Source organism: bacterium, from assembly GCA_030690305.1.
Taxonomy (GTDB): domain Bacteria; phylum Patescibacteriota; class Minisyncoccia; order Phycocordibacterales; family JAGLPS01; genus JBBUCK01.
The window spans coordinates 15,857-38,864 of sequence record JAUYHB010000013.1 but is presented as its reverse complement, the minus strand read 5'-3'; the positions used below and the strand labels follow the sequence as shown (position 1 = coordinate 38,864).

22 protein-coding genes are annotated in these 23,008 nt (G+C 41.1%); 6 read left to right on the top strand and 16 right to left on the bottom strand.

What is annotated here, in order from left to right:
• Window positions 1–30: 30 nt before the first annotated feature.
• A complete protein-coding gene (locus Q8O71_01330) occupies window positions 31–975 on the top strand; it encodes a GDP-mannose 4,6-dehydratase (GenBank protein MDP2705023.1) in 945 nt (314 codons plus the stop codon).
• On the opposite strand, the gene Q8O71_01325 is transcribed toward Q8O71_01330, so the two are convergent.
• From Q8O71_01325 to Q8O71_01305, 5 genes are all read right to left on the bottom strand, one after another.
• Entirely contained in the window at window positions 972–1,919 is a 948-nt protein-coding gene (locus Q8O71_01325) for an alpha-1,2-fucosyltransferase (protein ID MDP2705022.1), read from the bottom strand. The two genes, Q8O71_01330 and Q8O71_01325, sit on opposite strands and share 4 nt — an antisense overlap.
• Window positions 1,916–2,701: a DUF268 domain-containing protein gene (locus tag Q8O71_01320; GenBank protein ID MDP2705021.1), complete on the bottom strand. Its 786-nt coding sequence runs from the start codon at window positions 2,699–2,701 to the stop codon at window positions 1,916–1,918. The genes Q8O71_01325 and Q8O71_01320 overlap by 4 nt, the downstream gene beginning before the upstream one ends.
• Before the next feature lie 24 nt (window positions 2,702–2,725).
• Window positions 2,726–3,595: a glycosyltransferase family 2 protein gene (locus tag Q8O71_01315; GenBank protein MDP2705020.1), complete on the bottom strand. Its 870-nt coding sequence runs from the start codon at window positions 3,593–3,595 to the stop codon at window positions 2,726–2,728.
• An 11-nt stretch (window positions 3,596–3,606) separates the two neighbouring features.
• Window positions 3,607–4,488, bottom strand: a complete 882-nt coding sequence (locus tag Q8O71_01310; protein MDP2705019.1) for a glycosyltransferase — start codon at window positions 4,486–4,488, stop codon at window positions 3,607–3,609.
• 93 nt (window positions 4,489–4,581) lie between these two features.
• Entirely contained in the window at window positions 4,582–5,142 is a 561-nt protein-coding gene (locus Q8O71_01305; GenBank protein ID MDP2705018.1) for an acyltransferase, read from the bottom strand.
• A gap of 192 nt (window positions 5,143–5,334) precedes the next feature.
• Between Q8O71_01305 and gmd (Q8O71_01300) the strand changes: the two genes are divergently transcribed.
• Genes gmd (Q8O71_01300) through Q8O71_01290 form a run of 3 tightly spaced genes read left to right on the top strand, consistent with a single transcriptional unit; the run spans window position 5,335 to window position 7,663 of the window.
• The gene (gene gmd / locus Q8O71_01300; protein MDP2705017.1) at window positions 5,335–6,306 is read left to right on the top strand and encodes a GDP-mannose 4,6-dehydratase; all 972 of its coding nucleotides are present in this window, start codon (window positions 5,335–5,337) and stop codon (window positions 6,304–6,306) included.
• A 5-nt stretch (window positions 6,307–6,311) separates the two neighbouring features.
• Complete coding sequence (locus Q8O71_01295) at window positions 6,312–6,701, top strand: hypothetical protein (protein MDP2705016.1); 390 nt, start codon at window positions 6,312–6,314, stop codon at window positions 6,699–6,701.
• Window positions 6,698–7,663 (top strand): DegT/DnrJ/EryC1/StrS family aminotransferase, encoded by a 966-nt coding sequence (locus tag Q8O71_01290; GenBank protein ID MDP2705015.1) that lies wholly within the window; start codon window positions 6,698–6,700, stop codon window positions 7,661–7,663. Before Q8O71_01295 ends, Q8O71_01290 begins: the two co-directional genes overlap by 4 nt.
• A 102-nt stretch (window positions 7,664–7,765) precedes the next feature.
• Here Q8O71_01290 and Q8O71_01285 read toward each other — a convergent pair whose 3' ends face one another.
• From Q8O71_01285 to gmd (Q8O71_01235), 11 genes are all read right to left on the bottom strand, one after another.
• Complete coding sequence (locus Q8O71_01285) at window positions 7,766–8,944, bottom strand: glycosyltransferase (protein ID MDP2705014.1); 1,179 nt, start codon at window positions 8,942–8,944, stop codon at window positions 7,766–7,768.
• Window positions 8,941–10,710: an asparagine synthase (glutamine-hydrolyzing) gene (gene asnB, locus Q8O71_01280; GenBank protein ID MDP2705013.1), complete on the bottom strand. Its 1,770-nt coding sequence runs from the start codon at window positions 10,708–10,710 to the stop codon at window positions 8,941–8,943. Before asnB ends, Q8O71_01285 begins: the two co-directional genes overlap by 4 nt.
• Before the next feature lie 4 nt (window positions 10,711–10,714).
• Complete coding sequence (locus tag Q8O71_01275) at window positions 10,715–11,584, bottom strand: alpha-1,2-fucosyltransferase (GenBank protein MDP2705012.1); 870 nt, start codon at window positions 11,582–11,584, stop codon at window positions 10,715–10,717.
• Between the two features lie 10 nt (window positions 11,585–11,594).
• Complete coding sequence (locus Q8O71_01270; protein MDP2705011.1) at window positions 11,595–12,767, bottom strand: DegT/DnrJ/EryC1/StrS aminotransferase family protein; 1,173 nt, start codon at window positions 12,765–12,767, stop codon at window positions 11,595–11,597.
• A gap of 8 nt (window positions 12,768–12,775) precedes the next feature.
• Window positions 12,776–13,675, bottom strand: coding sequence for a glycosyltransferase family 2 protein (locus Q8O71_01265; GenBank protein ID MDP2705010.1), 900 nt, complete (start codon window positions 13,673–13,675; stop codon window positions 12,776–12,778).
• A 1-nt stretch (window position 13,676) separates the two neighbouring features.
• Window positions 13,677–14,360: a CmcI family methyltransferase gene (locus tag Q8O71_01260; GenBank protein ID MDP2705009.1), complete on the bottom strand. Its 684-nt coding sequence runs from the start codon at window positions 14,358–14,360 to the stop codon at window positions 13,677–13,679.
• 23 nt (window positions 14,361–14,383) lie between these two features.
• On the bottom strand, window positions 14,384–15,175 hold the full coding sequence (locus tag Q8O71_01255) for a TylF/MycF/NovP-related O-methyltransferase (GenBank protein MDP2705008.1): 792 nt from the start codon (window positions 15,173–15,175) through the stop codon (window positions 14,384–14,386).
• A 38-nt stretch (window positions 15,176–15,213) separates the two neighbouring features.
• A complete protein-coding gene (locus tag Q8O71_01250; protein MDP2705007.1) occupies window positions 15,214–17,025 on the bottom strand; it encodes an ABC transporter ATP-binding protein in 1,812 nt (603 codons plus the stop codon).
• Between the two features lie 2 nt (window positions 17,026–17,027).
• Window positions 17,028–17,276 carry a helix-turn-helix domain-containing protein gene (locus tag Q8O71_01245; protein ID MDP2705006.1) on the bottom strand — a complete coding sequence of 83 codons (249 nt, stop codon included), beginning with the start codon at window positions 17,274–17,276 and terminating at the stop codon, window positions 17,028–17,030.
• Window positions 17,277–17,339: 63 nt separating this feature from the next.
• A complete protein-coding gene (locus tag Q8O71_01240; GenBank protein ID MDP2705005.1) occupies window positions 17,340–18,272 on the bottom strand; it encodes a GDP-L-fucose synthase in 933 nt (310 codons plus the stop codon).
• Window positions 18,265–19,362, bottom strand: a complete 1,098-nt coding sequence (gmd, locus tag Q8O71_01235) for a GDP-mannose 4,6-dehydratase (GenBank protein MDP2705004.1) — start codon at window positions 19,360–19,362, stop codon at window positions 18,265–18,267. The genes Q8O71_01240 and gmd (Q8O71_01235) overlap by 8 nt, the downstream gene beginning before the upstream one ends.
• Window positions 19,363–19,479: 117 nt before the next feature.
• Between gmd (Q8O71_01235) and Q8O71_01230 the strand changes: the two genes are divergently transcribed.
• Window positions 19,480–21,660 carry an O-antigen ligase family protein gene (locus Q8O71_01230; protein MDP2705003.1) on the top strand — a complete coding sequence of 727 codons (2,181 nt, stop codon included), beginning with the start codon at window positions 19,480–19,482 and terminating at the stop codon, window positions 21,658–21,660.
• A gap of 239 nt (window positions 21,661–21,899) precedes the next feature.
• On the top strand, window positions 21,900–22,937 hold the full coding sequence (murB, locus tag Q8O71_01225) for a UDP-N-acetylmuramate dehydrogenase (protein ID MDP2705002.1): 1,038 nt from the start codon (window positions 21,900–21,902) through the stop codon (window positions 22,935–22,937).
• The last annotated feature ends 71 nt before the right edge of the window (window positions 22,938–23,008 follow it).

Below are 23,008 nucleotides of genomic sequence, written 5' to 3'. Positions count from 1 at the left end.
TTAAGGCGATTATTGGTTTAAAACTATCGGATGAAGATCTTAATTACTGGCGGCGGAGGATTTCAGGGAAGTCACCTGGCGAAACATTTTGTAAATAAAGGTCACGATGTGTCAGTTTTGACCACCTATTCTGAGTTTTCGGAAAACAACCTGGCGGATATTCTAGGCAAAATCACCATTATTTGGGGCAGTATTACCGACAGGGAGACTGTTGATAAAAGTGTGCGAGGACATGATGTGGTTTTCCATTTGGCTGGCCATGTCAATGTTGATGAATCTCTCCAAGATCCGGGTATTTTTCTTCAAGTAAATGTCTTGGGAACGTTTAACATTTTGGAAGCAGTAAAAAAATACAAAAACAGACTTATTGCGGCTTCTACCTGCGAGGTATATGGGGACGGGCACACCCTCAAAGACGAAGAGCTGCTTAGTGAAACCGCTGAATTAAAACCAAATAGTCCCTATGCTGCTTCTAAGGCCGCTGCTGACAGATTAAGTTATGCATACTACCGATCGTTTGGAGTAGATGTGACAATTGCACGTCCGTTTAATGTTTTTGGAGAAAAACAGAATGCCGGTCCGTTCGGCGCGCTGATTCCGATTTTGGTTGCCCGAGGATTGCAAGGGAAAGATCTCACTGTTTTTGGAACCGGTGAATCCACACGGGATTACAGTCATGTTAGTGACATAGTGCAGGCATATGACCTTGTTTTTAATACCAAAGGGCTTGCAGGCAAAGCAATTAATTTCGCAAGCGGCAAAGATACAAAAATAAAGGATATTGCGGACTATATTGCCAAAAAATTCAACGTAAAAGTGGTGCACGGCCCCGCTCGTCCTGGAGAAGTGTCCCGTTTCCCGGCTGACATTTCTTTTGCAAAAAGTCTTGGATATGTTCCAAAAACTTCTATTTGGGAGGGGATTGATCAATATATAGACTGGGCCAAGAAGGAGAGTCGAAAGAAAACATCCTAATAATGCACCAAGGTGCAGTATTTATTTTCGAAATAATCACTTTTGCCTTTGTAGTATTCCCAGTCCATCGGTTCTTTTTTGAATACAATATGGGGGATATCTCCATAATAGGCGGCAAAATTTCCAAAACTGCTGTCGGAACCGATTATCACGTCGCATCCTGAAAGCGTGAACATATCTTCAACCGCGCTCTTGTTGTTTACAACAATGTGTAATCCCTTAAAAATTTCTTCATCCACTTTTCCATCCGTTGTTATGACAAAACACGTTGAGGCCGAGTCCTTGTCGTTTATGTGTAAGTATTCATCCAAAATCTCTCGCACTCTTTTTTGAGGTATAAGATACTCTCCGCCTTTGTATGTCGTGTAATCTCCTTGGCGGATATGTACCCCCACAAGATAATTGTATTTTCCCCGCAAATCGCCGAGCGTCTTTTCAATTGATGCCGAAATATCTTTTTGAGGTGCAAAATATGTGATTATTTCTTTCCTGTATTTTTTCATTCCAACGGGATTTCTAAACAGCCATCCATCCATGTACAACATTCGAGCCCTTCGCTCCGCATTTTCCAGCTCTTTCGATGTTTCGGTTGGGGGAAGGTAATACACCTTCTTTTCGATATTTTTTGACGATATTATATTTTTTCCAAAGAAAAGTCTTACAGGCATAATGAACAAGATTTTGTATAAGAATCTCCATATTTTTACGCGCATAGCATTGCGCCGTTTAGTGTACGAAGCAAAAGGGGAGAAAAAGAACGTGTCAATAAGTGGACTGCTTACCGGGATATTGAAGAACTTCCCGTATTCAAAAAAAGAATAATTTCTGCAATCGTATCCTTTTTCAAGGCAATACGCATATATGCTCACAAAATTCCAAAGCTGATTGCCTAGCTCACCTCCGCCATGCTGCAAGATGATAATCGGTTTTCTGTCTTTGTTCATTGTTTTTTAAAATGATACAGCCCCGTACCGAAACCTTTATCCGGATTGTATGCGCTATATATTGTGTTTCCGTAAATATATCTTTCCTCAACCAACGACAACGAGGGGAAAAGCGAAAGAATATACTCGCGTGTAAATGCCCTATGGGCGTTGAAGTACGTTATGTTTGCTTTGTCGACAGGCACCGAAATGTACAAGTTTCCACTATGTGCAAGAACCCGTGTGAGCTCCTTGGTTGCTTTCTCGGAACCGAATGAATCAAGAGGGTCGCCGTACCTTCCAAGCCCTATATGCTCTATGACGCATATAGAACTTAAGGAGGCAATTTCATTATCCCTGAATGGCAAATGCGTTATGTCGCCTTGCATAAAAGAGAGCCCCTCAAGCGTAAGGGGAAGCGGCCGGATATCAACCATTGTTGTTGGGGTGAATTGTGAAAGCAAACCGACAAATTTTGCATCGGAACCAACGTCATAATGATGGGAAGGTTTAACCTCAAATACCTTTTTTGCACACCATGTATTTTGAAAAAAATACACAGGGTCAAGGGGAGTATCACTGGTTTTATCAAAGATGCGGGGATACAGGTCTTCTATACTGAGAGAAAAGCCCTCATTTTTGTTGATTTTTTTGTATTGCCGATAGTCAGAAAAGAAACTGGAAAGTAGTTTTAATTTTGCGATAATGCCGTATTTATCCCGGAGTATCCGGAAAGAAATTACCCCGATTTTTAATAAGGGAATTTTTTTGAGCCTTTGTTTTACGGTTTCTTTTTGGTGCATAGGATTGGACACTTAAAAACACGCTTATGGCTTGAGGTATTTCTCATAACCCTCAAAGCCCTCATTCTGTCTCTTGGACTTATATAAGTAAAGTGGCAGATTGAAGGAAACACTATTTTTAAAAGTCTCGGAAACCTGAAAATTAAAATCCCGATCAGCTCCGCGCCCCACAAATGAAGGCCAAACACGCTCGCTTGATTTTCTGAATCGTACTTTATCAATGATTTCCCGTTTAAAAAGAGGGCTGTTTCCCGAGCCCGGGTATGAAGCCAATGAACCGAAGAATAGTTTATTAATGACGCGTTTAGCTTTAATTTCAAACGGAATTTTACTGTTCAATTTTCCTAAAAGAGGAATAATAATTCCCTTTGATGAGTGTGCAAGAGCGGTAATATACTCTTTATCTATAAACGCATCTGGGTGCTCGAGAAGCACCCGTTCAACATCAAGTTGTTTGCCAATTAGATCGGGTGAGTATCTCATCCACTGAATACATACATGAGAAGCATTATGTTTTAACGCCAAATCATACTGGGCTTCGATTCGATTTGCCAGAGAAGCATCGTCACCATCTTGAAATGTAATCCATTCTCCTTTTGCTCTAGTCAGTCCGTAATTTCGGGCAAGGTACCCTGCATTTATATTCCGTCCTGTCTTACTGAATCGGACAGGGTCATCCCAGGGCAAAAGATAATATGACACGTTTGGATTTTTCCGTACGATATCTTTGACAACGTCAGCGGTAGTATCGGTGCTATGATCATCAACAACTATGATTTCTATGTTGGGATATGTTTGTGTAAGCATTGACTCGATCGCAAGGCCGATGCTTCCGGCATTGTTATGAGTCGGTATGATAACTGAAATGAGGGGGTACGCTCCGTATTTTTTCATAAGGACAGTTATCAATTTTGGATAAACTCCAATTTCTTTTCTTTATTTATTTTTTCCAACCATTCTTCGGCTATTGTAACCAGTTTTGGCCGTTTTTCTTCCATGGCGATGGGAGACTGTTTCTGTTTAAAAAAAGACCCGCTCCGTAATTTGTTTCTAAGAACTTTGAATTTTTCTATTACAAAAGGATCTGGATTTTTTCCGAGATAAAATTTATCCAAAAAATCGGTCTCGTCTTTGATTCTTTTCATATAAACAAGGCTTGTGCTTTGCGGAGTGCTTATATTTACATACGCATGTCCCGTGTACCATGCAACGTTGGCTTTTCCAGAAGTATTGCGAAGAGAGAATTCAGCGTCCAGCTTTTTAAATGCCGGATTCCAAAGCCCCAGTAATGAGAGGGAAGAGCGCCGATATACAAGAGCAAGGCAGCAGAATGCGAAGGGGGTGTGGTTTTTTTGCCACTCTCTATAATTGTCTTCATAGTAAAATGGACGAACTGATTTTGTCGTATCACTATTCTTAAAACCACCATTAGGACCTACCATATCGATTTCAGGATGCTTCCGCATAAACTCCTTCATGGCCCGTATGGTCGGATAATGAAAGACGTCATCATCAGTAACTATAGTGATGAGCTTGCCTTTTGCCGCAAATGAAAGCTTGTTGAGGGCGTGGGCTTCACCAAAGTCGGGTTCAGACACGCAGTAGTCTATCATTCCGCGTTCTTTAAGATCAAAAAGAAACTTTCCTGTGCCGTCGGAACTTCCGCCGTCAGCTACCAGTATTTCCTCATCTTCTTTTTTTTCTTTTATAAGCTTTTGGATCGATTCCTTGAAGTAGGGTAGCTTGTTTTTCGTAACCATAAGGTAAGAGAGGGATATTTCTTTCATACGCAAAATTTTATCATATTTGGCTTTAATATAAGATAAGCGGGGTTAACCTGTGTAGGTTAACCCCGCTTGGAACTTCTTGGCTAAACCACTTTAGCGGTAGCCCATTTCTTTAGCATATTGGAGCATTTTTTCTTTCGGGCGATTGCCGATAGTCCCGATAGGACGGGCTGGTATACCTGCGTATATTGTCCACGGTTCGGTATTTTTGGTAACCAGAGAACATGCACCAATAACCGATCCTTCGGCAAGAGTGATTCCCGGAAGTACAGTGACGTTAGCTCCTGTGTTGACAAAGTCTTCAAAAATCACGGGGCCTGTTTTGTATTCATCCAAGAACTTCTCAGGGATACCCGGGGTGGCAATAAGACCTTTGCCGTAGAACTTTTCTGAAACACAGATGATGGTTCCCTTGATGGAAATATTTGTGAAATTTCCCATTTTGAGAATTCCTGTTTTTCCGCCGATGATACCAACTTGAGCTTGGATATGAACGTGATCACCAATCTCAAGGGCAGTAGTGCAATGGAACCACGGGTCAATAGAGATGTGATTTCCGAGTACTACAAGCTCCGGGCGAACAATAGAAACGAGGGGGCTTATGAAAACGTCTTTGCCGACGCTTTTAAGTGTGGAAGTGTCAAATTTTTCCATTTTACGCTTTCCTCCTTATACCATCTGGTTATATTATCTGCAACAAAGATTCAATTTCTAACGTTAATTATATCACTAAAGTTAAGATTAGTCAATATTATTTCGGATTTTTTATAAAAAATCTGTGCTAAAGTTAGAATTTAAGCTAAATATCAGGATGCAAAAAGGATGAAAAATAAAAGCAGAAAAAGCATAAAGAAGGCAGTTATATCTGGAGTTACAGGCCAGGATGGTTCCTACTTGGCTGAGCTTCTGTTATCGAAAGGATACGAAGTGCACGGAATAATGCGCCGTCTTTCTTCTTTCGCTTCAGGCCGGATAGATCATCTATACGTAAATAAAAATTTTCACACATACCACGGGGACCTAACCGACAGCCCCTCTATTTCATCCCTGGTATCGGAAATTCAGCCCGATGAATTTTACAATCTCGGAGCGATGTCTCATGTCAAAGTCTCATTTGAAGTGCCTCAATATACTCTTGAAACAAATACTGTCGGAGTACTCAATGTGCTTGAGGCGATTCGCAAACTGTCTCCGCATACCAAATTTTATCAAGCATCAAGCTCGGAAATGTTCGGTGTGCCGGGTGTTCCTGCCCCATACGATGAAAAGACTCCTATGATGCCTCAGAGTCCTTACGGAGTAGCAAAACTTGCCGCTTACCATCTTACAAGACAATACCGCGATGGATATGGTCTCTTTGCCACTACAGGAATACTGTTCAATCATGAGAGCCCGAGAAGGGGGGGTACTTTTGTTACAAAAAAAGTGACACGTGCTGTAGCTCGAATCAAAAAGGGGCTGCAGGACGAACTTCTTCTCGGTAATTTGGACGCAAAACGGGACTGGGGATGGTCCCCTGAATTTGTGGAAGCGATTTACCTTATCATGCAACAGGAAAAGCCTGATGTGTATGTTGTTGCGACTGGCGAAACCCACACTATAAAGGAATTTTTGGAAGAAGCGTTTTCCTATGTTGGGCTTAATTGGAAAGATTACGTAAAAATTGATGACAAATACAAACGGCCCAACGAAGTGCCTTTGTTGCTCGGAAACGCCTCAAAAATAAAGAAAGCTCTTGGATGGAAACCAAAGATGAAATTTGTGGATATTGTTCACAAGATGGTTGATTATGATTTGGAACATCCATACGATAACTAATACCTATGATAACTGAAATAAAATCAGGAAATAAGATAGTAGCACTTCTCGTCGACAATTCCGACATACAGGATGGCACACACCCAATCACTGACTCAAAATGGTCTCTGCAGCTTCTCATGATGAGAAGAAAAGTTGGACACGTGTTTGCCAAACACACCCACTCGGCAATTGACAGGTCAATCCCTGATTTACAGGAAGCTATTGTTGTCACGGAAGGAAAGCTGCTCATAACGGTATGTGAAAGAGAGGGTAAAGATGTAGGAGCATATGAAGTGTCTGCCGGGCAGTGTCTTTTTTTGGCGGATGGAGGCTATAAGATTGAAGTACTGAAGGATGCTGCGTTCTATGAGTTCAAAAATGGTCCTCACGAGGACGATAAAATATTGTTATGACTATAAAGATACCCCAGTACGATCTCGACGGCTTGGGTGCAGAATTTAAAATAACGGAAAGAGTAGAAAAGACTATAGCGGAATTTCTAGGCGTAAAGCATTGCGTCATGGTCAGTTCCGGAACTGTTGCGATATTTTTGGCCCTTAAAGCGTTAGGTGTAAAAAAAGTCGGCATACCCTCTCTTACCATGATAGCAACCGCTACTGCTGCGGAATTGGCGGGAGCGGAAATTTCATTCGTTTCAAATAATGAGATCCCTGAAGGTCTCGATGCGTATGTCCACGTCTCTTTAAATGGCAGGGATTGCGGGATTGAAGATGTTGTCACTGCACATCCTCGCTTGCATATTATAGAAGACGCATGTCAGTCATTCGGTTCAAAACATAACGGCAAATATCTAGGGACTTTCGGCAAAGTCGGCTGTTTCTCTTTTTCTCCACACAAAATAATATCGGCGGGTAATGGGGGATGTATAGTTACCAATGATGATGAAATAGCAAAAAACGTGAGGAAATTGAAAAACTTTGGGCGGGAGTTTGGTGGAGGAGATGAGCATGACTCTATAGGATATAACTTTAAATTTACAGACATACAGGCTCAGTTTATGTTGAACCAGCTTGAGGAGATCGAATTAAGGCTTAAAAGAAAAACTGAAATATACAAAAAATATTACGACTCTCTTTCGGAAATGATGCGGCCTCATACGGGAACACCGTGGTTTGTGGACGCATATGTGGACGACAGGGAGGGATTAGCTGCTCATTTGGCAGAAAAGGGCATTGGCACAAGGAAAATGTATCCCGTGATTACAACCCAAAAACCCTTTTCCCATTACAAAATTCACGGAGACAGCACGCAAGATTTTTCTTATTCTAACCGCGGGCTGTGGCTCCCATCCTCTTTAAAACTTACAGACGAGGAAATTGACTCTGCTATAGAAGCAATACAATCGTGGAAATAAAGGGTATCGAGCTTTTATTGCCTAGCGAGTGAGCGGAGTGAAAAAAGTATCTTCTTTTTTCACTCCCGAACGAGAGACGGCAACAAAGGGGTTTAATACCCTTTATTTGAGCTTAACAATGTTATCTACAAGGTTCTCAAACGCTTCAGTGAAAGATTTCTTGGTGTGATATTTTTGAGCAAATCGCCATACTTCTTTGGAGAGTTGTTTTATTTTTTCTGGTGAGAGTTGTGAGAATTCTTGAACGGCCGCATGGATATTTTCGATTGTAGGACCAGACAATACTTTGCTCGGAGCTTTTTCACTGATTCCTGTGTTAGGACTAACGATAGGGAAAATACCGGCCTGCATCGCATGTACTACTGCCCCACCTCCTCCTTCAGAGGCTGACACGTATACGACGGCCCCACATTGATTAAGAATGTCACGAATATCTATCCCGTCGGTTGTGATCGTCCCATCTTTTTGAATCTTGGGGCGGCTGTAGCGGATGATATTGGGAAGAGCCAGTTCTTTTGCATATGTTTCCTCAAACTCTTTTTCAAATGCTGCAGGGCCTATTATTGAAAGCTTGAGATGGGGAAGGGCGGCGAATGCTTCAAGCACAAGGTCAAGACCTTTTAGCATTGCCCCACCACCGCCGAACCAAAGAAAATGTGTTCGCGCCTTCTCGAAGTCCTTATTTTCTGGGAAATCATACGTATCCATTGCCGGAACTGGAAGGGGAATAATTTTTCCCTCGGGAACCGGAAAAGTCCCATGAACCGTGCTATTGCCATAGCCGGCAATAAAATCAGCAAGTTCTGTATTTTTTGAAAATGATACGTTTCTGTGGGAAGAAAGTAGTACCCCACGGCGTTTCTGCAATGCAAGTAGCCTTTTCTGTTCGGCTTCATTCTGGAATTTCCAATATGATCCGTTGATAAAATATATTTTCACGCAATCCTTACTTAGAAACGGTTTCCATCCTTCCAGATTCTTATCTATGTCAAGAACGCACGCGTAATGTTTTCTTGGTTTGTATGCGACATTGTTCCAGTTAATAACGTCAACATCGTATCCTCGTTCTAGAAATATACGGGCCATTTCGGCTGTAACCCAATAATTTGAATGAGGATCGGTAAAATATTCTCCGGGGGCAAGCGTAAAAGGGCCTGTGATGTAAGCTATGAGCACTGTGCCTTTTTTCTTTTTCTTAGTATAAAGAAAAACCACACCCCACAATTTGTTCGTAATCTTGTTTTTATATGCAGTAATGTACTGTAACAGCGTGTGTATCATGATGAGATATCTGCGATGTGCGACTCAAGCCACAACTCCAGACACAGAAGCACCCATACTTTATAATACAGAAGCTTTTTACCTTTGCTATAAAAGGAACTGACAATGTTCTGGACCTCTTCCTTTCTAAGGATAGAGTATATCGAAGCTTTATCTCCGAGTTTTTCAAGGACCAAACCCTTAAGTCGGGGGGTATTAAGCCATTCTTCAACCGGAGCGCCAAAACCCTGTTTTTTACGATACACAAACTCTTTCGGCATGCTTTCAGCAAGGATATCTTTAAGAATTATCTTATTTTCACTTCTATTCATCTTGTATTTGATCGGTAGATTGTATACAAATTGAGCGAGGGTGTGGTCAAGAAAAGGAGAGCGTACTTCAAGAGAATGCATCATACTCATTCTGTCGATTTTTGTTAGTAACTGTCCGGGAAGGTACGTAGTGAGATCATAGATATTTATTTTTTCGATCGAATTTAAACTTTCCCTTCCTACACTCGAGTTAAGAAATTCTTTTACATAAGTATTTTGTCCCCATAATCTTTTTCTTTCACTCGGGCTAAAAATTGAAATATTGCGTACATACCCCTCAAAAGGATTAAGAAACATTTTTTCGAATGTATGCGCTTTCCATGAAAGGTTCATATGCTTGTTATACCAGCCGTACCCCATAAAGAGTTCATCCGCTCCATCGCCGGATAAGGCAACTTTAACTTTTTGCGCGGCAAACTGTGAGAGAAGGGATTGGGGGAAATCAGAAGAATCCGCATGCGGTTCATCAAAGTACGCAAGACTTTCTTTGAGCACATGAGTAAGGTCTTCATTAGCTTGGAGAGTATGATGATCAGTGCCAATTTTTGTAGATGCGGTTTCAGCGTAGGGAAGCTCGTTTCTATAATTGCCATACCCAAGAGAGAAGGTTTTAAGTGGGTGAGTGGTATATTCTTGTGCATACATTGTCACGAGGGTTGAATCAACTCCACCGGAAAGAAAGCTTCCTATTTCGACATCTGCTACCATGCGCTTTTTTACTGCTTCCGTAAATAACCGTTTGATCTCCTCTTTAGCTTCATTGTATTCGATAGAAATGGGATTGAACTCAAGTTCCCAGTATTTTTTCTTTTCTAATTTTCCGTTCCTGTATAGCGCATATTCGGCAGGAGCGAGTGTAAAAACATTTTTGTATATTGTTCTCCACGGTGGGATATACATGAGCGCCAAGTAATTGTCTATTGCCTCTGGGTCTATTTCTCCTTTGATTAGACCGGAAGCAAATAACGCTTTTATTTCGGAGGCAATCATCAAGTTACCGAGCTTATCAAATGCATAATAGAGTGGTTTTTTCCCAAATCGATCACGTGCTATAAAAAGAGACTTCTTCCCCTCATCCCAAATTGCAAAGGCAAACATACCGTCTAGGTGTTTCAAACAATCAACGCCATATTCTTTATGTGCTTTTAAAATCACTTCCGTGTCTGAATTGGTAGAAAAAGCATGTCCTTTTTTCTCTAGCTCTTTTTTGATTTCCTTATAGTTGTAAATTTCTCCGTTGAATGTAATAGCAAGCGGATATGTGTTATCACGCATCGGTTGATGTCCGCCTGAAAGGTCAATAATTGAAAGGCGTGTCTGCCCCAGCACGCAGTGGGGGAACGTGAGAATCCCGCGATCATCAGGCCCTCTTTTTGATAAGGAGGTAAGGGCAATATTTAGCCCTTTCAAAGGGACATCTTCTTTTAAGCTGGCAACCGCAAATATTCCACACATATATTTATATTTTAATCCAGGTATTGGGTATCAAATCGCGCGTATCCATTTTATCCGTAAGGAACCATCTCTGCGGCGCGATAATGGTTTTTTGCGGATTATTATTTAACCACGCTCCCCACCAGCTGAATGAACTATTGGCGATAATGTTGTGCTTACACAAGCTCATCAGACGCAAGTCCTCATAATTTGTAGCAGCACTGTTGTGGTCAACGTACGTGATGGGGTAATTGAGAATAATATTCTTTTTAGCCCAATCCATATCGTCTGAAAAAACAAAAAAATGAGGAGTCTCTACTTTCTCCGCAATTATTGAAACGGCTTTATTGTAGTACGCAGAGTCGCATGTGCCATGGTGCTCATTTGTTCTCGCATTGGTCACATAGTCGGCGCGTCTGACATGCAGGCTCACTGAACTCGTCTTTTTGATTTCTTCCGCAACCTCTTTATTTCTGCCGGTCAGTTCGTCTTTTACCGTGAACTCCTTGCGGATTATGTCTTCAATCTGTTTAAAATATTTTTCAGTTTGCCAGTACCCGTCCAAGTATGCGGGGCTTTTCAAGTCCATCACCTTTTGATTAAGAGGGAAGCCCCTTTCCTGAATATATATAGCATCATTGGCAATGAGTCTATTATATAAAAACCAAATGCGTCCTTTTTTCTTTTGATATTTTTTAAACCAAGCGACCTCCTTTGACGTTGCAATTTGCTCGACGATATTAAAATGCTGAAGACTGTATGCGTGAAGTTTATATGTTTCAAAGCCCGAAATATCAAGTTTTAATTCCGTTTGATTGACAAGGGCGACGCGTTTCCCGACGGCGTACTGAAACAGCTGGTTTCCCAATCCTCCAATTAAATTTACTATTATCATAAAGGACTCTTTATTGTTTTATTTCTAAACAGTTTTCTATGGTCTGAATATCTTTTTCGGTGAGTTCCGGATAATTTCCGCAGTAAAAACCGTTGTGATGAAGAAACTCCGCTCCTGGAAGGTATGCTATTTTTGCTGTGATATATTTTCTATAAAATGGCTGTCTTTGAATATTTCCGGATATTATGGGACGCACTTCTATATCCGCTTTTTCGAAACGGGTTTTGTATTTTTCCTGCAGTTCGGGAGTTTTACATATAACCACAAAGGCAAAAGGGGATAGTTTTTTTACATGACTTCTGTCGAGAGGTATAAAGTCAGGATTTTCCCTTAATTTTTTCTCAAGACGGTTGTGGTTCTCTTCCCTAATTCTCAAACCTGCATCTAAGAGTGCCAGTTGGTACAGACCCAAGAACCCTGTTATTTCCGTCGGCCGCAGATTGTATCCCAAGTCATAAAAGGAATATTTTGAGTGAAATTCAGATTTAACGCCGTGTCTGCTTCTCCACTTCTTTTGTTGATGAGTTTCCAAGTTTCTATCCCAACCATTGGCGCGGACAATACGGAGCATTTCGGCGAAATTGTCGTCATCGGTCACCACCATTCCTCCTTCAATCGTGGACATATGGTGAGCAACAAAGAAAGAAAAGCTTGCCCCAAGCCCGAAACTCCCTGTTTTCCCTTCGGGAAGCTCGGTCCCGAGTCCTTCGCAGTTATCTTCAAAAAGGATTATGTTGTTTTTCTTACAGATTTTTTTAATGTTTCCCAAGTCTCCGGCAAAACCAAGCGCATTTGTAATAAAGAAAGCTTTTATCTTTTTATTTTTTTTCAGTGTTTCTACGAGATGATTGGACATGGAATTTAAGGTTGTCGGTTCGCAGTCCACGGCGACAGGTTTCATTCCAAGCTGGATAATAGGCATGACGTTTGTTGCCCATGTAAGCGCGGAGAAAGCAATTTGGTCTCCGTCTTTAAGTATCCCAAGATTTTTTGCTGTCTGAAGCATGGCCAAATTTGCGCTTCCGCCGGAGTTAAAAAGAACCGCGTGTTTGACATGCTGTTTTTTTGCAAAAGCTTTTTCAAATTCCGCACATTTCTCTCCCATACTTAATTTACCTGCTTTCATAATAAAACCAGCCAAAGCTCTCTTTGTGTCTTTTTCGTTCAAAAATGCATTTTTCATCAGGGGAATCATGATATGTGGAAGAATTTTTTGATAAATTTTTTAATATCTCTCTGTCTTATGTGAATATAAAGGGCTCGCGGCAAGCGGAGGGAAAGCAATAATGCAGCAAGTGGGCGGTACGGCGTGCCTTCAAGGGCCTCCATATGTCCCTGGAAATACTGCTGGAATCTTCCGAAAGGAAACATGTGGTTTTTCGGATCCTTAATAATGATTCTTTTGACTGCATCAGGACTGTCTCCTTTGAGCGCGTCCGGACTTGTAAGCCCTCCGGGCCGTTTTTTGAACAGAATTCTCTTATCTACATATACATCAAAGTGGCTTACGACAGCCAAGCTGAAATGATAATCCGTTCCCCACTCTTTTCTCATCGGATATATATCCCAGGCTTTCCTCATTGCGGAAGTCTTAAAAAGACTATACATGAAATGGCATTTCCCGAGTATTTCCGGTTGCAGTACGTATCTGGTTATCTGTGCGACACTTGGTTTTCCGGAAAATATGCTTATATCCATTTCCCGCATGCTCCTTCCGTATGAGTCTACATCCGCTATACCTGTCATTGCAACGTCGATGTTTCTCTTCTCCATATTCTCAATGCAGGTCTGTATGAAATCTTTTTCCCGGAAATCATCCTGGGAGGCAAGCATGAAATAAAGGGCATCAGCTTTATCAAGCGTGAATTTGAAGTTGGGAAACATTCCCAGATTCTTTTCTTGCCTGTAGAACACAACCCTTTTATCTTTTTGCGCGTATTCAAGGCAAATTTCAGGAGTACGGTCTTTTGAGCCGTCATCGGAGATAAAAAGAGTAAAATCCGTAAATGATTGCTCAAGGAACGAATCAATCGCTTTTCTTAAAAAACGTTCTCCATTATATGTCGCCATTCCGATAAATACTTTTGCCACGCTATTTGATTTTCTTTAAGTAACCGTTCACGTTAAACGTCGCATTTTTGCCGAACATGTCGCAGTATGTTCTATCAACTTCAAAATTTTTATTCTCCGGAAGAAATTCCCGTATCGCCCTCAATGGTCCACCGTTGAATTTTTTACCGATTTCGTCAATAATACCATCCTCAATTATATAGTAGGAGCCTACGGAGACGGCCGAAGCAAACTTATGTAAAGTACTCAAAACATCCTCATACATATGGGAACCATCGTCAATAATAAGAATTTTAGAGAATTTTTTTGTTTCTTTTAAATCGTATCCTTCCCAGCCGTTTTTGAAAAATGTGATACGAGGATGCACTACCTCAGATTTTCCCACAATATCAATAGTATGTACTTTCCCATGCTCTATTGTATCCATTAACTCTGCAATATAGAGAGCGTTGCCTCCATATGAGGTTCCGATCTCGATGACTAGATCGGGCTTAAGGGAAGTAATGATCATCTGATACATGACGTAATCAAAGGGGCATTTCAATGTCCGAATGCCTTTGTACGTTACATTGAAGTGGCCGTTGTATATGCTTAAAGCGTCAAATTGAACCTGTTCATCTTCTGGAACAGGGCGGAGTTGTTTTTTGATGAATCGATAGACGACAAGAAGTTTTAACGGGATAAGCTTTTTTAATAGCTGCTTCATGATGGTTATAGTTGTCCCGGTTTTTATTTTTTAATAAGAAGACCTTGTCCTGTAGGTAAGGAAAGAATTTCTACGTTATGTTTTTTTGCCCATACATCCTGTGTCTTTTTTTGGTCGGCATGTTCCTTGAAACCATAATCGTCAAAGAGAACTATTCCGCCCTTAGAAATTTTTTCCCAAAAAAAGTCAAGAGCCGCTAGTTCTGGAGCCGCAGCGTTCATGTCCAGGTGCAAGAAGCAAATCGCGGGTGTTTTTACTTGAGAAAGAGTGTCAGGGACAGATCCTTTTATGATGCTGACATTGAAACCGGAAAATGTCTTCTTCACTTTTTCATAAAGTCCTGTCTGGGTACTATAAAATTTATTGCCAATCAGTTCTTTTTCCGTACTGTACTTTGGGTCAAGACCGGAGAAAGTGTCGAGGAGAAAGTACCTCTTATTCAATTTTTTAAATCCAATGTAATGCATGAGCGAGCGGGGACAAAACCCGGTATTGACTCCACAGTCAATAAAGTCACCCGGAATATTTTTTGCATGATTTCCTGCCCAATACAGCACATGCATTCTCCATGGTATGTCGTTTTGGCTAAGCAGCTGATCGTCATCGATTTTGCGGGCCAAATCATACGATTCTTTAAAAAGAGGGTCCTTTCTGAAATCCGCGCTATTAAAAGTATAGAGCCCGTCTGATGCGTACTGCAGGTTCCTTTTTGGTAACAGAACATAATCTTCCAAGTCAATTCTGAAAAATTTATAGATTTTCTTGACTATTTTTGGTGTTATTGGTCGAAATATATTTTTAAGATGATCTATCATGTCGTTTTTTAAATTATGTAAGTACTTACAATTTCTGCCTAGGTTCTCAGATTGTGTACCTTATGAAAATATGTTTCCTTATCTTTAAGCAAGGCCTGGGGACTGCCTTCTTCAACAATTTTCCCTTTTTCTATTACAAGAAGTCTGTCCGTGTTAAGTACGGTTGAAAGTCGATGGGCTATCACGAGTATGGTCATATTACCTCGTAAATTTTCGATGGCTTTCTGTATTCTCTGCTCTGATTCGTTATCCAGGGCGCTTGTAGCTTCATCAAGGAGTAAAATTTCAGGTTTTCTAGCAAGGGCGCGAGCAAGAGCGATGCGTTGTCGTTGTCCGACAGAAAGCAGAGCGCCTCTTTCTCCCACTTGCGTATCAAATTTTTCCGGCAGCGTTTCAATGAAATCGTAAATTTCTGCTAATCTAGCGGCTGTATGAACGTCTTTTTCTGTCACGGAGTCATCAAAGAATTTAATGTTATTGGATATGGTGTCGTTGAGAAGGAATACATCCTGGGAAACATATGACAAGTTTTTCCGCCACGCGGATATACCCAATGAACTTATATTTTTATCGTCAATTAAGATCTCCCCCTCGGTAGGGACAAGAAAACGAAGAAAAAGATCGAAAATAGTTGTTTTCCCCGCTCCCGAAGGGCCGATAAAGCCAACCATCTCTCCCTTTTTCAAGGAAAACGATATCTTATTGATAACCTGCTTTCTCTCAACATAGGAAAATGCCACTGATTTGAAACTGATTGACTTGCTGAACGAAACACTTTCATTCTCGGCAGACGCATAATTCTCTCTAGCCCTTTGCGTTTCTCCAATGTAGGAAGTCATATTTTCTACGTAAGGAATCACTGTGCTGATATTCTGAGCCATTCCCTGAATGCTTTGGATGTGTTGGAAAATATGTTGAATGAGGTATACCAGTGCGGCTAGCGCTCCAAGATTGTATGAGGTACGGTAAAATGCAAAGGCTATGATGATGCTCAAAAAAACCATGCTCAAAGGCTGTAAAGATTCTGTGGTGATTTTGGAAAAGAGCGTGAGACGGAGCTGCTTATTTCGTAACCGGTTAAAGAGGTCGTTCCCTCGTAATATGACTTTTTCTTCTGCTCCAAGAGCCTTTATGGTTTTTAGTCCAATAAGGCTTTCGTTTATGTGGTGGGCAATTGAAACGTTCAACTCTGAGATATGGCGAGATATTGATCGAGCAAAGGAAAATAGCGGTTTATACAAAAAGAGAACTACAGCTCCAAACACAAATGCTCCAGCGGTAACGGCTTGAGAAATGTTTAAGGAGAGTAAAAGATATGCAAAAAGGGTTGCAAACATCATCAAGATTCGCGATGTAGCCTGAAGCATTTCTCCACAGTAATGAGTGTCTATTTTGACGAGTGTTTCAAGTTTGCCTAACTTTTGATTTACAAGATACGGCCAGTTTGCTTCCAAGGTGTTTTTGAGAAGATTGTGCACGGTTTTCAATTCATAGCCAGTTTGAATGCGAGTCAGAAAGTATGTATAAAATACGCTAGTTATGAATTTTAGGATGAATAAGGAAACTATAAATATTAAAATTGCCGGCAGGCTAAATGGCAGATGCAGGAAGGAAAAAAGACGCGCAATTGTTTCGGATACAAGATCTGTCGGTGGTTCCGTTTCTCCGTTGAAAAAATAAAAGAGGGGAGCAAGCGCAGTGATTCCGATACCTTCAAAAATTCCCACAAGAAACCCCAACGTTGCCAGCATAAAAATTCTGGAACCATACCCCTTAAAAGCCTTGGGGAAAATAGCAAATACCGACCGTATCGTTCCTATAGGAAGTGTGAACGGGTGAAGAAACTTCATATTTACCACTTATTTATTTTATTCACGACTTTTCTCTTAAAACCCATATATGATGTTGTTGCTTTCTTTTCTAAATTGGGAGAAATGACGCGAAGGATTTCTTTTCCCAGAATCCGATACTGACCCCCTACTTTGTTCGCTTTAATAAGTCCCTTCTTTAAAAGGCGCTTGATTGTGCTGTTGCTTATTTTGAGAAGTTTACGGGTTTCTTCAGTTGTGTACACAGCGTGAGATTTTATTTCCTCATCCATAATTAAATAAATTCTACCTAAAAACAGGGAAGTGTCAATAGGTGTCAATAAGTATCACCCGCTTCATTTGGAATTTTGGTTTTTATACCACTCATACGTCATGGCAAGTCCTTGTTTAAGCGGTATCTTATGTTTCCAGCCCAGTGAATTGATTTTAGACACATCAAGTAGTTTTCTTGGGGTGCCGTCGGGTTTACTGCGGTCCCACACAATTTGACCAGAAAAGCCGATGATTTCTTGTATAAGTTTGGCAAGTTCCTGTATGGACACATCTTCTCCTGTGCCAATGTTTATTATTTCCGGCTTGTCGTAGTGTTCCATCAGAAAAAGACAAGCGTCCGCCACATCGTCAACATGAAGAAACTCGCGTCGAACTGTGCCAGTACCCCATACCTCCACTTCTTTTTTTCCGGTGATACGTGCCTCATGAAATTTTCGTATTAATGCCGGAAGGACATGGGCACTTTTAAGATTAAAATTATCGTTCGGGCCATAAAGATTTGTCGGCATAACAGAAATAAAATTGTTTCCATACTGGCTGTGATAAGCTTGGCACATCATAAGACCCGCAATTTTTGCGACAGCGTACATCTCATTAGTTTCCTCAAGAGGCCCTGTGAGGATATATTCTTCTTTAATTGGTTGAGGAGCGAGTTTTGGATAGATACAGGAGCTTCCAAGAAAAAGCATTTTTTTTACAGATGTAGAGTGTGATGCTTCGATAACATTATTTTGAATCGTAAGATTTTCATAGATGAACTCCGCGGGCAAGGTCTTATTTGCCATAATTCCTCCAACCTTTGCCGCGGCAAGGAATACATATTCCGGGCACTCTTTCTCAAAGAACTCCTGCACTGTCTTTTGGTCGAGTAAATTTAATTCCTCACGAGTGCGTAGAAGAAGATTATTGTACCCTTTCTTTTGAAGGGCGCGGGTAATCGCTCCCCCGACAAGTCCTCGATGTCCCGCAACATAAATTTTTGAATTCTTATTCATGTTCCAAGCCTACTTCTTTACGTTCTTCTTCAAAGTCCGCCTCGGTCATCAATTTGGCAAGTTCTTTGAATTTTGTTTTTGGTTTCCATCCAAGTTTTTTTCTTGCTTTTGAGTAGTCTCCCAGTAAAATATCAACTTCTGCGGGTCTGAAATATTTTTGGTCTATTTCTATAATCACTTTTCCGGTGTCTTCATCAATACCTTTCTCATTGAGACCCTTTCCTTTCCATACAATACTCATATTGAGATATTTTCCTACTTCCTCAACGAATTCTCGAACACTATGAGTTTCATTGGTAGCTAAAATGAAATCATCAGGAGTTTTGTGTTGCAGCATAAGCCACATACCGTATACATAATCTTTCGCGTATCCCCAATCCCGCTTCGCGTCAAGATTGCCCAAGAAAAGTTTATTGTCTATCCCAAGCTTAATGCGCGCGAGCCCACGCGTAATTTTCCTTGTCACAAAAGTTTCCCCGCGACGTGGGGATTCGTGATTGAATAAAATGCCGTTTGTGGCGAACAGATTGTAGCTTTCCCGATAATTTCTCGTTATCCAGTATGCGTATACTTTGGCGCAGCCGTAGGGTGAGCGGGGATAAAAGGGTGTCGTTTCTTTAATCGGTATTTCTGAAGCGTTGCCAAACATCTCACTGGATGACGCTTGGTAAAACCGTGTCTGTATACCGGTATCCCGTATCGCATCAAGAATGCGAAGTGTTCCAAGACCGGTTACATCCCCTGTATACTCGGGTATATCAAAACTGACCCTCACATGACTTTGAGCTCCAAGATGATAGATTTCATCAGGATGTATCTTTTCAAGAACTCTATTCAAATTGCTTCCATCAGAAAGGTCCCCGTAGTGTAAGTACATTTTTATACCATTAATATGAGGGTCCCTGTATAAATGATCAATGCGGCTTGTGTTAAATGCGCTCGCGCGCCGTATGAGACCATGGACCTCATATCCCTTTTCCAGTAGCAGTTCGGCGAGATACGAGCCATCTTGTCCGGTAATACCCGTAATAAGAGCTTTTTTAGGGGAAGAAGTTTTACTTTTAGGGGTCATTTTTGTTTTTCCTACCATTGCTGGTTCGTATATTACTGTTACACTATCGTTTTTTCTATGTTGAAACAAGTATACCGTCTCGAGTGTTTGTTTTTCAGTTGCTTTTGTACTATTCTGTACGTATCTTTTACATATATGCCTACGAATACACAAATCGAAAAAGTACTAAAAGCCCTTATTTTTATCGGTCTGTTTGGCATTCTCTTTATTCCGTTTTTGGTTGACCGTTCAATGTTCTTTCCGTTTATCACTGGTAAGGGTTTTACGTTTAGGATTATTGTAGAAATAATCGCCGCGCTATGGATTGTCCTTTTTCTGCTTAATAAACAATATCGTCCGAAATTTTCGTGGATTTTCGGTGCGCTTCTCGCTTTTCTTGTTTCTCTTTCAATATCGGCAATTTTTTCAGAAAATCCATCAAAAAGTTTCTGGAGTAACTATGAGCGAATGGAAGGTCTCATAACTATTCTTCACCTGGTTGTATTTTTTGCGGTCATGAGTAGTGTGTTGTCTACCCAAAAGCTATGGATAAGATTTTTTAATACGTCTTTGGTCGCGAGTTTGGGGATTGCGATATACGGGGTATTGCAACTTATGGGGAAATTTCCCATCAACCAGGGAGGTGTGCGCGTGGACGCAACGTTTGGCAATGCGACGTATTTGGCAATTTATCTTGTCTTTCATATTTTTATTGCACTCTTTCTTCTCATAAGAACCCGCGGTAACTCACTTCGTTTGGCGTATGGGCTTTTAATCCCCTTGCTTCTTTTTGTTCTCTACGAGACTCAAACGAGAGGCGCTATTCTTGGTCTTATCGGAGGAATTTTTCTTTCCGCTTGCTTGGTTGTGTTTAAGGAAAAAGAAAACAAAATTCTCCGAAATATTTCCCTAGGAATTATCGGAGGGCTTATCTTCCTTGTTCTCGGTTTTATAACGATAAAAGATTCGGCTTTTGTTAAAAATAATCCTACCCTTGTTCGGTTTGCGGAAATTTCTTTAAGCAATACACCCAATCAAGCTCGTTATTATGTCTGGCCGATGGCGATAAAAGGTTTCCTTGAGCGTCCGATTTTTGGGTGGGGACAAGAAAGCTTTAACTACGTATTCAACAAACATTATGACCCGCGAATGTATAACCAAGAGACTTGGTTTGACCGTACCCACAACGCCGCCCTTGATTGGTTGGTTGCCGGAGGAATTTTCGGATCGGTCCTTTACCTTTCTCTTTTTTGGTTGGGTATAAAGTATCTTTGGAGGGTACAAACCCTGTCCTCAAGTGACAAAAGCATTCTCACCGGTTTGTTTGCCGCCTATTTTTTCCACAATCTTTTCGTTTTTGATAATTTGACAAGTTATCTCATGTTTTTCTCCGTTCTTGCTTTTATCCACTCCCTTGCGGCCAAGGATTGGGACCTCTTTTCTTTTGATGTAAAAGAACGGGGTATACAAACAACTTCCGCTGTTACTGCAATTCTTTTGTTATTCATACTGTACACCGCAAACATTATTCCGATTCAAACAAATAAGGCGCTGATACAAGCGATCTCACCTCAAAAAGACAGCAACTTTGGTCTCAACCTTGAATATTTCAAAAAGGCCCTCGCGTATAACTCATTTGGCAGTCCGGAAATCCGTGAGCAGCTTTCGTTAACTGCGACAACTCTTGTACGGAACCCGTCAATTCCAAACGATATTAAGGTCCAATTTGCAAATTTGTCCGCCCAAGAACTCGAAAAACACCTTGCCCTTACTCCAAACGATACTCGTTATCAACTTTTTGCCGCGGTCTCGTTTAATGCATTCGGCAGTTATGATAAAGGGAAACAGTATGCAACGCAGGCAACGCAATCTTCGCCTAAAAAACAAACCGCATATTTTGAACTTGGCACTTCCTACCTTGGGAAAAAGGAGTATGACAAATCTCTTGAAGTTTTTAAAACCGCTTACGAACTCGAGCCCTCTTTCCTGACAGCAAAAATCATTTACGCAATGGGTGCCATTTATGCCGGTGATAAAAAACTTGAACAAGAGCTCCTTGTCTCTCTTCCGCAAGAAGTGCTGTATTTTGACAACCGAATTTTACAAGCATACGCCGCAAAAGGAGAGTACGTCCGTGCCCTTGAAATATTGGGAAAAAGAATCGAACTTGACCCTCAGGATACGGGTAATCGTCTTTCACGGGCCGGTATTTATTTGCAGATTGGAAACCGATCTCTGGCTATTGCAGATATTGAAGAGGTGATACAACTGAATCCGGAATTCAAAAATCAGGGTGAGTACTACATAAATGAAATTAGGGCAGGTAGAAATCCCTAGCTTGTGTTTTTTTGCAAAGTATGCTACTGTATGGTCTGTGAGCGCGTGTAAGCGCTAGCTACCAAATAAGAATGTCTGCGTAAGCCCCCTCTTCGGAGGGGGTTTGCGTTTGTAAGGAGGCTTTTGTTACTATTCTCTATATACTCTGTCGTGCCCGTTCACGACGGGCGGTCGCACTCACAATAGACATTTTTGGAGCTAGCCCCGCCCGTCATGAACGGACGTGACGTCCCCAGTCCATGCTTTTTATCAAAGAAGATATTTCTCTCGCATCGTTTAATACATTCAAAAGCGGGGGAACGGCGCGTTATTTTGCCGAGGCACTCTCCCTTGATGACATCCGTACGGCTCTCTCTTTTTCAAAAAAAGAATCAATTCCTTTTTTAATTTTGGGGGAGGGTTCAAATATTTTGATTTCCGACAGCGGTTTCCCCGGTCTTGTTATAAAAATAACAACTTCCGGGATTCATTTCAAAACGAAGGATGCCGATACCACGCTGGTAACCGCCGCCGCGGGAGTTCATTTTGATTCTCTGGTTTCAGAAAGTGTTTCTAGAGGTCTTCACGGCATTGAAAATTTATCGGGCATTCCGGGGACTGTCGGTGCGGCACCCGTCCAAAACATTGGAGCGTATGGAACCGAAATAAAAGACACACTGTTTAGTGTTGAAGTTTTTGACATTGAATCGGCCAAGATTTTTTCCCTCTCACCGGAAGAATGTGAGCTTTCATATCGCAGTAGCATATTTAAAAAAAAGAAAGGCAGCGGCCTCGTCGTACTGTCAGTCACTTTTCTCTTAACAAAAACGGCTCCGCTCTTAACCTCCTATCGAGACATACGGACATATCTTGCGGAACACACTATAGAAAATCCAGACGTTTCGGACATCCGCCGCATCATTCTTGATATTCGTTCAAAAAAACTTCCTCCGCTTGATCAATACGGAACAGCAGGTTCTTTCTTTAAAAATATTATTCTTTCAAGAAAAGAGGCCGACATATTGCAAAAGAGTTTTCCGGCAATGCCCATGTTTTCCCTTGTTTCCGGCGAGAAAAAAATTCCAACAGCATGGATACTGGACAATGTGTGCGGACTAAAAGGATTCAAGAAAGACTCTGTGGGTCTTTATGAAAGACAACCTCTTGCAATAGTCAACCTTGGTGGAGCAAAATCTTTGGCAATAAAGGAAATGAGTGATTTTGTCATTGACTCTGTCAGAAAAAAAACAGGTGTTATCCTTGAACCGGAAGTATGTTTTATCGGTGATTTTAAGTAATTGCAGTTATCAACACTTTGTACAAGAAAAAACATTGTGTTGTCCATTCGCATATACGATAATTAATATAA